Annotated in this window: 8 protein-coding genes; 4 read left to right on the top strand and 4 right to left on the bottom strand. The window is 53.8% G+C overall.

Annotated features, from left to right (window positions below; translation table 11 throughout):
- Nucleotides 1–130 precede the first annotated feature (130 nt).
- The 4 genes from EKN83_RS03800 to EKN83_RS03785 all read left to right on the top strand — a co-directional run bounded on the left by EKN83_RS03800 (nt 131) and on the right by EKN83_RS03785 (nt 7,545).
- A complete protein-coding gene (locus EKN83_RS03800) occupies nt 131–4,159 on the top strand; it encodes an Ig-like domain-containing protein (protein WP_260591127.1) in 4,029 nt (1,342 codons plus the stop codon).
- 177 nt (nt 4,160–4,336) lie between these two features.
- Nucleotides 4,337–6,151 carry a L,D-transpeptidase gene (gene ldtD, locus EKN83_RS03795; RefSeq protein ID WP_126800364.1) on the top strand — a complete coding sequence of 605 codons (1,815 nt, stop codon included), beginning with the start codon at nt 4,337–4,339 and terminating at the stop codon, nt 6,149–6,151.
- A 174-nt stretch (nt 6,152–6,325) separates the two neighbouring features.
- Nucleotides 6,326–6,877, top strand: coding sequence for a YcbK family protein (locus EKN83_RS03790; protein ID WP_025755997.1), 552 nt, complete (start codon nt 6,326–6,328; stop codon nt 6,875–6,877).
- Nucleotides 6,878–6,897: 20 nt separating this feature from the next.
- Nucleotides 6,898–7,545, top strand: a complete 648-nt coding sequence (locus EKN83_RS03785; RefSeq protein ID WP_126800363.1) for an MBL fold metallo-hydrolase — start codon at nt 6,898–6,900, stop codon at nt 7,543–7,545.
- A gap of 49 nt (nt 7,546–7,594) precedes the next feature.
- Here the strand turns inward: EKN83_RS03785 and EKN83_RS03780 are convergent, their stop codons facing one another.
- From EKN83_RS03780 to pncB, 4 genes are all read right to left on the bottom strand, one after another.
- On the bottom strand, nt 7,595–8,785 hold the full coding sequence (locus EKN83_RS03780) for an amino acid aminotransferase (protein WP_025755995.1): 1,191 nt from the start codon (nt 8,783–8,785) through the stop codon (nt 7,595–7,597).
- A gap of 184 nt (nt 8,786–8,969) precedes the next feature.
- The gene (locus tag EKN83_RS03775; RefSeq protein ID WP_047958165.1) at nt 8,970–10,058 is read right to left on the bottom strand and encodes a porin; all 1,089 of its coding nucleotides are present in this window, start codon (nt 10,056–10,058) and stop codon (nt 8,970–8,972) included.
- 605 nt (nt 10,059–10,663) lie between these two features.
- Entirely contained in the window at nt 10,664–12,064 is a 1,401-nt protein-coding gene (gene asnS / locus EKN83_RS03770; protein WP_025755994.1) for an asparagine--tRNA ligase, read from the bottom strand.
- 166 nt (nt 12,065–12,230) lie between these two features.
- Entirely contained in the window at nt 12,231–13,433 is a 1,203-nt protein-coding gene (gene pncB, locus EKN83_RS03765; protein WP_025755993.1) for a nicotinate phosphoribosyltransferase, read from the bottom strand.
- Nucleotides 13,434–13,631 lie beyond the last annotated feature (198 nt).

The following is a 13,631-nucleotide window of genomic DNA, read 5'->3' as shown; positions in this document are numbered from 1 at the left end:
ACTCCCGCCCTCCTCATTGTTTTATCTCTCTCCGGTCTTTAATGCCAGCGCCCAGGAAACACGTTCCTCCCCTGAAAAAGAAACGGAAAAAAATTCAGCGCAACGAGCAGACAACGTCGCGCAGGCTGCAGTGCAGGCTGGTTCTCTGCTCAGCAGTGACAACGCCTCCGACGCGCTGGGCAACACAGTGGTCAACGCCGCTACCGGCAAAGCGGCCTCCAGCGTGCAGGCGTGGTTGAGCCAGTTTGGTACCGCCCGGGTGAATATCAGTACTGACGAACATTTCACGCTTAATGATTCCGAACTGGATTTACTGGTTCCGATATATAACGAAAAAGAAAATCTGCTTTTCACCCAACTGGGTGGTCGTCGTCACGATGACCGTAATAGTATCAATGGCGGTTTTGGCTATCGCCATTTTAACGAGGAATGGATGTGGGGAACCAATATTTTCTACGACCGGCAGGTTTCCGGTAATCAGCATCAGCGTCTTGGTGTTGGTACCGAACTGGGATGGGATTACCTGAAACTGTCCGCGAACGGTTATTTCCGTCTGAGCGACTGGATCTCCTCTTCCCGCTATGACGATTACGACGAGCGTGCTGCAAACGGATTTGATATTCGTGCCACCGGTTATTTACCGGCATATCCGCAGTTGGGTGCGAATATTATGTACGAACAATATTTTGGTCACAGCGTCGGGCTGTCTGGCGATGACGAAGACGACAGACAAAAAGATCCGTATGCCGTCACGCTTGGCGTGAACTACACCCCGGTACCGCTGGTGACGATGGGGCTTAACCAGAAGATGGGCAAGAGCGGTGGAAATGACACCCAGGTGAATCTGGCCCTGACCTGGACACCGGGTGTGCCCCTGAGTGCTCAGTTCGACCCGTCGCAGGTGGCACTGCGCCGCACCTTGCAGGGGGGCCGAATGGATCTGGTCGATCGCAACAACAACATCGTGCTGGAGTACCGCAAGCAGGAGCTGATTTCCCTCTCACTGCCAGCGAAACTGGAAGGGGCGGAGCAGTCAAAGCAGGTCATGACGGCAAAAGTGAAAGCGAAGCACGGTCTCGACCGCATTGAATGGCAGGGTGACAGCTTCTTCAGCCACGGCGGGAAAATCACAGCGGGCAGCAGCCCGGAACAGGTTATCATGACGCTGCCAGCCTGGCTGGGCAGTGGCAGTAACAGCTACACCCTGAGCGCCACCGCGTGGGATAAAAAGGGCAATGCCTCGTCGCCGGAGAAGATGAGCGTCACGGTGAACGGCATTGATATCAGTACGTTGCAGTCCACAACGACCATTTCGCCGGTGAAGGTGCCGGCAGACGGGAAAAGCCCTGCCGTGGTGAGCGTAACGCTTAAAACCAGCGCGGGAGAAGCTGCAACGGGCCTGGCTTCACGGCTGACGGCCACGCTGACCTCATCGGTCACCGCTGCCGCGAAAGCCGTGGAGGCAACGACCGGGAAGGCGCCGACGATAGGGACCTTTACGGAATCCGGCAGAGGCATTTATTCGGCCACACTGACCAGCGGCACTACGCCGGACACCCTGACCATTCAACCGCTAATTGATGGCGCCATAACACTGGCTACCGCGAAGCTGATTGAAGAGGCGACGGTCGTTTTACCGCAGCTGGCAACGCTCGAAACCTCCGCAAACAGCGCGCTGGCGAGCGGCAACGCGCCCATCACCCTGACGGCACACGTGACAGATCAGTACGGCAAGGTGCTGAAAGACGCCGTGGTGAACTGGTCTGCCGACAGTGCTCAGGCGGTACTGTCTGCTTCTCAGACCAGCACAGATGAGTCCGGCGCCGCGCAAATCCAGGTGTCCAGTAAGGATGTCATCACCACGGTGGTGACGGCGCAATTACAGGGCGGCAATGCCCTCAGTTCATCATCAATGACGTTCACCGCTGATATGTCCTCGGCAAAAGTGGTGGCGGTTGACAGTGAAAAAGACAGGGTAGTGGCGAATAATGCTGACACGAACACGGTAACGGCACAGGTCACGGATGGCTACAGCCACCCGCTCTCCGGCGTGACGGTGAACTGGACGGTGCAGAAAATGGACGATACCCCGGTTACCACAAAAACATCGACCACTGACAGCAGCGGTAATGCGGTGTTGTCCCTGACATCGCCAAAAACCGGCACCATTACGGTGAATGCAGAAGTCAACGGGACCACGCAGGAAACGAACCCGATCACCTTTGTGGCGGATATCCACTCGGCCGTGATCAGCCAGATTATCACTGATAAAAAGCAGGCGCTGGCAAACGGCACGGACAGCATCACCTATCAAGCCACGGTGACAGATGCGAAAGGGAACGCGATCGCGGGCGCGACGGTGAACTGGTCGGCGGATAACCGCGAGGTGAAGCTCAGTGCCGCACAGACCCTCAGCGCCTCAGACGGCACGTCGCAGATTACGATAACCTCCGTTAAGGCGGGCGATGTGGTGGTAACGGCACAGACCAGCGAGGCGACGCCGAAGGCGGCGGATAAGGTGACCTTCATGGCGGACGCTGCGACAGCGCATGTCACCTCCATGACCCGCGATAAACCTTCTGCACTGGCCAACGGTTCGGATGCCATTATCGTCAGCGCTACGGTTACCGATAAAAACGGTAACCTGCTGGCCGATTCGGATGTGAACTGGCAGGTGTCACCCGCCACAGGGAAATTGTCGGTCAATCGCAGTAAAACGGATGCCCGCGGCGTAGCGCAGGTTCAACTCACTTCAGAGGAGGTGGCGAAATATACCGTGATAGCGGATTCTAACGGGACCACTAAGTCACTTGCCGATCTGAGCTTTACGGCGGACAGCGGCACGGCGCAGGTTAGAGACCTGACGGCAGACAAACTGACGGATATTGTTGCCGGGAAAGATACCGTGACGCTGACGGCGCAGATCAGAGATGCGCACAATCATCCGGTGGCCGGCGCGACGGTGAACTGGAGCAGCAGTGAATCCAGCAGCAACTTTAGCGCCAACTCGTCTGTGACGGATACGCTGGGTCAGGCGGTTGTCACCTTTACCATCCTGAAGGCGGGCAGTATCGACGTAACGGCCACCACTGGAACCAGTCATAAGGAGCAGACGCTGCAGGTCATGGGTAACCAGGCGACGGCGAAGGTCACCGACATCCAGGCAGATAAAACGCAGGCGGTGGCTGACGGTGCCGATGCGATCGTCTGGACAGCCACGGTGACGGATGCGAACGATAATGTACTGACGGGGGCCCCCCTGAACTGGAGCAGCTCTCAGGACGGCGTGACGCTTGCGCCAGCCAGCAGCAATACAGATGTAAATGGCACGGCGACCACTGCGGGAACCTCAGTGAAAGCGGGCACGGTGAAGGTGACGGCAACGCCCGCGATGAATCCCGGCGGTAAGAAAACCGACGGTGCGGTGACATTTATCGGGGATGTTAAAACAGCAGCGCTGGTCTCTCTGACGCCGTCTTCCACCCGTGTGATGATAAACGGGACTGGGGTTACCTATACCGCAGTAGTAAATGATGCTAATGGTAACCCGGTACAGGGGGGAATTGTCACCTGGACAACCACTATGAATACATTGTCTGCAACGGAAAGCACGACTGACAGTTCCGGTAAAACAAGCATCACCCTGAAAGGCGGAACCCGGGGGGCGGTGACGGTAACGGCTACGGCAGGCGGTACCACGCTGAAAGACAGCAGTGTGACTTTCTTTGATGTTGTCTCTTATGACTGGAATATCACAGGGGCATCAGGACGCTATAAAGGTGACGTTATTACGGATTATATCTCGGTCGGATTTATTGCCACAGGTGATACGGATGGCCCAACATCTTTATATGTAAGCGGACGTTCAAATCAGCCAGCCACGACCTTGACCGTGCCGATGAAAGATGAGAACGGTGTAGTTTATCGTGTGGTATTTAAAGGTGTCAGACAGACAGAGGGATGTGTCACTGTTCCGTTTAACAACGCAGTTGTCTGCGAAACTTCACGTAATAAACCGCAACTGGATTATTACGCAAGCGACAATCCGTCGTTACCTGAGGGGAGTTATCAGGGCGTGATAACGTTTGAGGGGCAGGACTACAATACCCGGACCCGGCTATTAAGTTATCACATCAATACTCTCTTAACCGTAGAGTAATGTCTTCCCCCGCAGCTTTCCTGCTGCGGGGGTTTTCTCTTATCACTTAACTTCTTTCTTCCGCTGCGTTATCTTTAAGCTTCTTTACATAAGGTAAGGCAACACTGTTTAAGCCTTTCTATAATGAAGAAAAGCCCCAGAGTGATGGGCATGTCGTGAGAAAACAGGGGGCAAGGGATGTTGCTAAAGAATAAATGTGGTCGTCAGCTGTCAGCACTCGGTTTGTGCCTGACAGTGATGTTTGCTCCACTGTTAACCGCTCAGGCCGATGAGCCTGAAATCGTGCCGACTGACAGCTCCGCCACGACCGGCGCACAGCCGACGTCGCTGTCGCAACCGCTGGATCAATCTCCGGCGACGGCTATTATGGCTGGCATCAGACCGTTACCGGAAGGTATCGACGCAGCGTCTCTTAGTCAGCAGCTGCGCTCCGGGCTTCCTGCCGGATACACACCTGTCTATATTAACCAGCTTACGCTGCTGTATGCTGCGCGCGATATGAAACCCATGTGGGAAAACCGGGATGCCGTGCGTGCCTTCCAGCAACAGCTGGCGGAAGTGGCGATAGCAGGTTTCCAGCCTCAGTTTACGCAGTGGGTGGAACTGTTAACCGACCCGGCGGTTACCGGTCAGGCACGGGATGTGGTGTTGTCTGACGCCATGATGGGCTACCTGCAGTTTGTGGCAGGTATTCCGGTCAACGGCAACCGCTGGTTGTACAGTGATAAGCCTTATAAGCTGGCGACGCCAGCCCTGTCAGTGATTAATCAGTGGCAACTGGCCCTGGACAACGGCCAGTTGCCGCAGTTTATTGCCAGCCTCGCACCGGCGCATCCGCAATATGCCACGATGCATCAGTCGCTGCTTACGCTGGTGGCGGATTCCCGCCCGTGGCCGCAAATGCGCGGTACCGCGACGCTGCGTCCGGGACAATGGAGCAGCGATGTTCCCGCCCTGCGTGAAATTCTGAAACGCTCCGGCCTGCTGGAAAGCGGACCGAAGATAGCCCTTCCAGGCGATGAGGCGCAAGACGCGGTGGTTAGCCCGTCAGCCTCCGTAAAAGAGAAGACGTTGAGTGATAAGCCCGCGGCTTACGATCGGGAACTGGTTGCGGCAGTTAAACAATTCCAGGCGGCTCAGGGGCTGGGCGCGGATGGTGTAATCGGCAAATCAACGCGTGACTGGCTGAACGTTTCACCTGCGCAACGCGCCGGGGTGCTGGCGCTGAATATCCAGCGATTGCGCTTGCTGCCGGGCACGCTCTCCACCGGGATAATGGTTAACATTCCGGCGTATTCGCTGGTCTATTACCAGAACGGAAGCGAAGTATTGGCGTCGCGCGTCATTGTTGGGCGGCCGGATCGCAAAACACCGCTGATGAGCAGCGCGCTGAATAACGTGGTGGTCAACCCGCCGTGGAATGTGCCGCCGACGCTGGCGCGTAAAGACATTCTGCCGAAGGTGTGGAACGATCCGGGTTATCTGGAACGTCATGGCTATACGGTGATGCGCGGCTGGAACAGCAAAGAAGCGATTGATCCTTATATGGTCGACTGGTCGACGATCACGCCGTCGAATCTGCCGTTCCGTTTCCAGCAGGCTCCCGGCGCGCATAACTCGCTGGGGCGCTACAAATTCAATATGCCGAGTTCAGAAGCGATCTATCTGCATGATACTCCGAATCACAAACTGTTCCAGAAAGAGACCCGTGCGCTAAGTTCTGGCTGTGTACGCGTGAACAAAGCCTCGGAGCTGGCCAATATGCTGCTGCAGGATGCGGGTTGGAACGACACCCGTATTTCGGATGCCCTGAAACAGGGGGATACGCGTTACGTGAATATCCGACACAATATTCCGGTCAATCTCTACTACCTGACGGCGTTTGTTGGTGAAGACGGGCGTACCCAGTACCGTACAGATATTTACAATTATGATCTCACCGCGCGATCCGGTGCACAAATTTTGCCAAAAGCGGAACAATTAATCAGGTAAATGAAGCAGTTCGGGAAAAATGATTGTCGTAAGTTATGGTGAACACGGGGCGATATCGCTGTAAGCCGCGTGTTCACTGGGGTTGGGCGCCTTGACGTACCCGGTTTTGCCAGTTATGGTGCCCTTCGTGCGCTAAGCATATTACGATTTCTTTGACCTGTAGATCTGATTATCATGGACAAATTTGACGCTAATCGCCGCAAACTGCTGGCGTTAGGTGGTGTTGCGCTTGGCGCAGCGGCCATCTTGCCGACGCCAGCATTTGCCACCCTCTCGACACCTCGTCCGCGAGTTTTAACGCTCAACAATCTTCACACCGGTGAGTCGCTAAAAGCGGAGTTCTTCGATGGCAGAGGCTATATTCAGGATGAATTAGCAAGACTTAACCATTTTTTCCGTGATTTCCGCGCGAATAAAGTAAAAGCCATCGATCCAGGACTGTTTGACCAGCTTTTCCGCCTTCAGGGCCTGCTGGGTACCAGCAAGCCGGTGCAGCTTATTTCGGGTTATCGTTCCATTGATACCAATAATGAGCTGCGCGCCCACAGTCGCGGGGTAGCGAAAAAAAGCTACCACACGAAGGGACAGGCAATGGATTTCCATATTGAGGGCGTTTCGTTAGCCAATATTCGCAAAGCTGCGTTATCTATGCGCGCAGGTGGTGTAGGATATTACCCCAGCAGCAACTTTGTGCATATTGATACCGGTCCGGTCCGGCACTGGTAATAACGAAACACAGGAGCAGTATGAACTATCGTATTATTCCGGTTACCGCGTTCTCCCAGAATTGTTCACTTATCTGGTGCGAACAAACTAAACTGGCCGCGCTTGTCGATCCCGGCGGCGACGCTGAGAAAATCAAGCAGGAAGTCGCCGACAGCGGTGTGACGCCGATGCAAATTTTGCTGACGCATGGTCACCTTGATCATGTTGGCGCAGCGGCGGAGCTGGCACAACATTATGGTGTGCCGGTGATTGGTCCGGAAAAAGAAGATGAGTTCTGGCTGCAGGGGTTACCTGCCCAAAGCCGCATGTTTGGCCTTGATGAGTGTCAGCCTCTGACGCCCGATCGCTGGCTAAACGAAGGAGAGCGCGTTAACGTAGGGAATGTGACTTTACAGGTGTTGCATTGTCCTGGGCATACGCCAGGCCATATTGTCTTCTTTGATGACCAGTCCCGTCTGCTGATTTCCGGCGACGTGATTTTCAAAGGTGGCGTAGGACGCAGCGATTTTCCGCGCGGCGATCACGGGCAGTTGATTCAGTCGATTAAACAGAAGTTGTTGCCGCTGGGTGATGACGTGACGTTTATCCCTGGACACGGCCCGATGTCGACGCTGGGCTATGAACGGCTCCACAACCCGTTCCTTCAGGATGAAATGCCTGTCTGGTAACCCGAAATAAAAAAAGCCTGCATAACGCAGGCTTTTTTATGGGCGCATTTTACAGTACGGCGACAATCGCTTCGCACAGTGGCGCCATGTTGTCAGGTGTCATACCCGCAACGTTCACGCGGCCAGACGCCACGGCGTACACGCCAAACTCTTCACGCAGACGCAGAACCTGCTCTTTGGTCAGGCCGCTGAAAGAGAACATACCGTTCTGTTTGGTGATAAAGCTGAAGTCGCGGTCAGCACCTTTCTCCGCCAGCGTGTTCACAAACAGCAGACGCATGCGCTGGATACGCTGACGCATATCGTTCAGCTCTTGTTCCCAGATAGCGCGCAGCGCATCGTTGCTCAGAATAGTGGCAACAACAGAGGCACCGTGTGCTGGTGGGTTAGAGTAGTTCGCACGGATAACTGACTTCATCTGGCTGAATGCACGATCGGCAGTCTCTTCGTTCGCCGCAACCAGCGTACAGGCACCTACACGCTCATTATAGAGACCGAAATTCTTGGAGTAGGAGCTTGCGACAATCAGTTCCTGATGGACGGCTGCGAACGCGCGCAGACCTTCGGCGTCTTCTTCCAGACCACGGGCGAAGCCCTGGTAGGCAAAGTCAAACAGCGGCAGCCAGCCTTTCTCAACAGAAAGCTTAGCCAGCTGTTCCCACTGCTCAAGCGTTGGATCGATGCCGGTTGGGTTGTGGCAGCAGCCGTGGAACAGCACCACGTCGCCTGCCTGCGCGTCGCTCAGGCTTGCCAGCAGGCCGTCAAAGTCAAGAGAGTGGTTTGCCGCATCATAGTAAGCATATTCGCGCACTTCGAGACCCGCAGAGTTGAAGACGCTCTTGTGGTTTGGCCAGCTTGGGTTGCTCACCCAGACGCGCTTAACAGAGGTGTTTTTCGCAAGGAAATCCGCCGCCACGCGCAGAGCACCGGTACCGCCAGGGGTTTGTGCTGTACGGGCACGTTTGTCACTTACAATTGCGCTGCCTTTACCGAACAGCAGCTCCTGGGTGCAGCGACCAAATTCAGGGATACCATCAATACCGAGGTAGTTTTTGGTGGTTTCATTTTCCAGCAGATACTGCTCAGCTTTCTTGACGCTGGTCAGTACCGGAGTTTTGCCGGTTTCATCTTTATATACACCAATACCCAGGTTGATTTTGCCAGGGCGGTCGTCGGCACGAAACAGATCGGCCAGGCCCAGAATCGGGTCGGCAGGAGCGGCGGTAATGTTCTCAAACATGACGAAGTTCCATTGTGATTACAGAAGTGAAATCCGCTATCAGGTTAACGGTAGATTTACAAAATGCCAACCGTTTGCGACGAAAAGCGTGCGGCTTTTCAAAAGTCGCTATTATTTTCTGTCGGGCATAAAAAAACAGGGCCGAAGCCCTGTTCATTAAGCATATAACATAGTGGTGTTCTGATTAGAACTGGTAGGTCACAGCCATTGCAACCTGGTCGTCTTTACCGTTCACGATGCCGACGTTACGAGAGTAGTCGGTGTCGTCGATCAGGTTCAGCTGGTAGTCAACATAGATGTTGAAGTTTTTGTTGAAGTAGTAAGTCGCACCCAGTTCAACGAATTTCTGCAGGTCAGCATCGCCGCCAGAGAAGGTGCCACGCTGTGCCAGGTTTTTACCTTTAGACTGAACGTAGGACACGGACGGACGCAGACCGAAGTCGAACTGGTACTGAGCGATCACTTCGAAGTTCTGAGTTTTGTTCGCGAATGAACCGTCAGCTTCACGGGTCATGTTGCGGGTTTCAGCATAGGTGGTCGCCAGGTAGATGTTGTTCGCGTCGTATTTCGCGCCAACTGCCCATGCTTCAGCTTTCTCGCCTTTGCCGTCTGCGCTCTGCGCATTAGTACGGTCAGAGTTGCTGTAAGCACCGATCAGGCCGAAACCTTCGCCGAATTCATAGCCCAGAGAGGTACCGAAGCCGTCACCGTTAGCCGTTCTCACGTCGGTACGCTCGTTTTTACCCTGATACTGCAGGCCCAGGCTCAGACCGTCAACCAGACCGAAGAAGTCAGAGTTGCGGTAGGTCAGCAGACCAGAGTTACGGCCAGTCATGAAGTTATCAGAGTAGTTAGCCCAGGTCATACCAGAGAAGGATGGGGCCATATCGGTATAGGATTCTACATCGTATACGATACCGTAGTTACGGCCGTAATCGATGGAGCCCGCATCACCGGCTTTCAGACCAGCGAACGCCAGACGGGTACGCTGAGTCTGGTTGCTTTCAGCCTGGCTTGCCAGCGCACGGTATTCCCACTGACCGTAACCGGTCAGCTGGTCATTAATTTGAGTTTCGCCTTTGAAACCGATCTGAGCATAGGTTGCGTCGCTGCTGTCAGTGTTGTCACCTGAAGTTACGAAGTCGTGCTCACCAACCACTTTCCCGTACAGATCCAGTTTGTTGCCGTTTTTGTTATAGATTTCTGCAGCGTTAGCTGCACCGGCTACCAGCAGGGCAGGGATTACCACTGCCAGAATATTGCGCTTCATCATTATTTATTACCCTCATTGGTTTTTTTATGACACTCGCCACTGCCGTCAATAAATTCTGTCAATAAATATTTCCGGAACTATTGATGAGAGTTTGGTGTCTTTATGTATCTGACAGGCATCTTTCCATTCACCGAAGCGTTTCGCTAGCCTCAAAGTGCTACAAATCTCAAGATTAAGTAACAACAAGAAAATATGTGTAACTAAATATGTATTTTTCGGAACTTTGTGAACCATCTCAAACTTCAGAACTCGCTGGCGAATTAAACAACAGGGCGTTTCCTATATATATGAATTCCTTATGATTAATTTGGATAAAGGCATTTCATATAAACAGACCTTAAACGACTCACTTTTTCTTATGGCGCAGTAAAGACGTCTGGATGGCTTAAAAAGTGGTTGAAATTTGTGCTATTGCTTGAGGATGTATTAATCGCAATAAGAATGGGGTTTATTTTTTGTGGCTGGATATTTCACGGAAACAAAACGTAACAGGTAGTGGTTGTGACGGGGAGAAGGTTTAAAGATGCTGACTTTACGCTGACGAAAACTGACAATGCAGAATAAAATAATGGCCAGCATGAGCTGGCCATTTTCTGTTTTACCGATTAGAAGCTGGCATTACGCGGAGTACGTGGGAACGGAATCACGTCACGAACGTTCTGAACACCGGTCACGTAAGCGATGAGACGCTCGAAGCCCAGACCAAAACCGGCATGCGGTACAGTGCCGTAGCGGCGCAGATCGCGGTACCAGCTGTAGTCTGCAGGGTTGAGACCCATCTCTTCCATGCGCGCGTCCAGCACGTCCAGACGCTCTTCACGCTGCGAACCACCGATAATTTCACCGATGCCCGGCGCCAGCACGTCCATCGCTGCCACGGTTTTACCGTCTTCGTTAAGGCGCATATAGAAAGCCTTAATGTCTTTCGGGTAGTTTTTAACAACAACCGGAGCCTTGAAGTGTTTCTCAGCCAGATAGCGTTCGTGCTCAGACGCCAGGTCAACGCCCCAGTAAACCGGGTTTTCGAACTTCTCACCGCACTTCTCGAGGATTGCCACCGCGTCGGTATAGTCTACCTGTGCAAAATCAGCGGAGACGAAACGCTCCAGACGAGCCACCGCATCGCTGTCTACGCGCTCAGCGAAGAATTTCATGTCGTCCGGACGCTCTTCCAGCACCGCTTTGAAGACATACTTCAGCATCGCTTCTGCCAGACCTGCGACATCGTCCAGGTTAGCGAACGCCACTTCCGGCTCCAGCATCCAGAATTCCGCCAGGTGACGGCTGGTGTTGGAGTTTTCGGCGCGGAAGGTTGGGCCGAAGGTGTAGATTTTGGACAGCGCACAGGCGTACGTTTCGCCGTTGAGCTGGCCAGAGACCGTCAGGAAGGCTTCTTTACCAAAGAAGTCTTTGTCGTAGTCCACTTTGCCTTCTGGCGTGCGCGGCAGGTTTTCGAGATCCAGCGTAGAGACGCGGAACATTTCACCTGCACCTTCTGTATCAGACGCAGTGATCAGCGGAGTCGAAACCCAGAAGTAACCCTGCTCATCGAAGAAACGATGCAGCGCCTGCGCCAGCGTGTGACGCACGCGGGCCACCGCACCAATCAGGTTGGTGCGCGGACGCAGGTGCGCGACTTCACGCAGGTACTCAATGCTGTGACGTTTTGCCGCCATCGGATAGGTGTCCGGATCTTCAACCCAGCCGGTCACCTCAATGGACGTGGCCTGAATTTCAAAACTCTGGCCCTGACCCGGTGATGCCACCACAACGCCGGTCACAATTACGGAACAACCAGTTGTCAGGCGCAGAACGTCATCATTGTAATTGGGCAGAGAATTATTAATGACGGCCTGTACAGGATCAAAGCAGGAACCGTCATAGACGGCAAGGAAGGAGATGCCAGCTTTAGAATCTCGGCGGGTACGCACCCATCCGCGCACGGTGACTTCGGCGTCAACGGCGACACGGCCCTGGAGTACGTCGGCTACAGGCACAACGCTCATAATATTCTCTCTGTTAATAGTCGGAAAAAATAAACACTTGTCCACCCTTATGGGGGATATCTATGTTACCTGCCATCCGCTATCAGACAAGTAAATTTCGCAGTCAAAAGAGAAGATTTAAGAAATAAATAAGAAGAGGGGAGCCAGTTAAGGCTCCCGTGAGCGCTTAACTGGCTTTTTTAACCTGGGGGAGATCGAACGCTTCGCGTAACGCGCGAACAAACGCTTTGTCATGACAGATGGTTTTGCCCGGGCTGTCGGAGAGCTTTGCCACCGGCTTGCCGTTACATTCCACCAGTTTTATGACGATATTCAGCGGTTTCACCTGGGGAATGTCGCAGGTCAAACGGGTACCAATCCCAAAGCTCAGGTTCACTCTGGCGTTGAAATGACGGTAGAGCTCAACGGCTTTCGCAAGATCGAGGTTATCGGAGAAGACCAGCACTTTGCTCATCGGGTCAATGCCCAGCTTTTCGTAATGGGCAATCGCCTTCTCGCCCCATTCAACCGGGTCTCCGGAATCGTGGCGTAACCCCTGGTAACGCTCGGCGAACTCGGGACCGAAGTCGCGCAGGAAAGCATCCATCGTAATACAGTCGGTGAGGGCGATCCCGAGTTGATTCGGGTACTCCTCAAGCCACGCGGCCAGTGCCGCACGCTGGCTGTTAGCCAGGTCGGGGCTTATCTGCTGGTGCGCCTGGAACCACTCGTGCGCCTGGGTTCCCATTGGCGTCAGGTCGAGACGACGGGCCAGGTCGTAGTTGCTGGTGCCCACGAACCACGGCTCCTGCTGCAGACGTTTTACAATCGCCTCCTGAACGTCGCGGGAGAAACGGCGACGGGTGCCAAAGTCCATCAGACGGAAGCGGGACATATCCAGCCCTTCAGTCATCGTGGCGAAGCCAGCCAGTTTGTTTTCCAGAGAGGCAACCGCCTGGGCGACGCCTGTTTCCGGCGAACGGTAGCGGTGGGCAAGCTCACTGATAACCGCCAGAAGCGGCACTTCCCACATGATCACTTCCCGCCACGGGCCTTCAAGGCGAATATCCAGCTTGCCATTATCGTTAACCACGGTCACCTGCTCCGGCTTATAGCGGAAATCGCGCAGCCAGTTCAGATAGTCGGTTTTGAAGAAAGGCAGGCCAGAAAGCCACTGATATTCGTCGTCCTGCAGCGTCAGATGCTGCATAGCATCGACCTGTTCACGAATGGAGTCTGCGTAGATACCGAGCAAGTCGTCGCCACGGCAGCGGAATTCCGCCGCGACATGAACGTCATAGTAATGGTGGAAAACGGCTTGCTGCATATGCAGTTTATACGCGTCGGTATCCAGCAACGTATGCAGAACAGGAGAAGCGAATTGAGTCATAGGTGCGCAGTAGCATCCTCTCACAGGAGCGTTTAGTACAATAAACAACTCCGGAGTATACCTTGTTTAGTGATTTATTGAACCCCGATCACAACATAAGCGCGTTTAAGGGTCGAGGGCATTTTGTGCCCCGTGTTATATAAATGTAGCAAAAAAGGGTTTTGTTCCTGAAAAGATGAACATTCTGCATAGCGCGTT

This window comes from Enterobacter sp. WCHEn090032, from assembly GCF_003986875.1.
Taxonomy (GTDB): Bacteria; Pseudomonadota; Gammaproteobacteria; order Enterobacterales; family Enterobacteriaceae; genus Enterobacter; species Enterobacter sichuanensis.
This window is presented reverse-complemented; position numbering and strand designations above follow the sequence as displayed.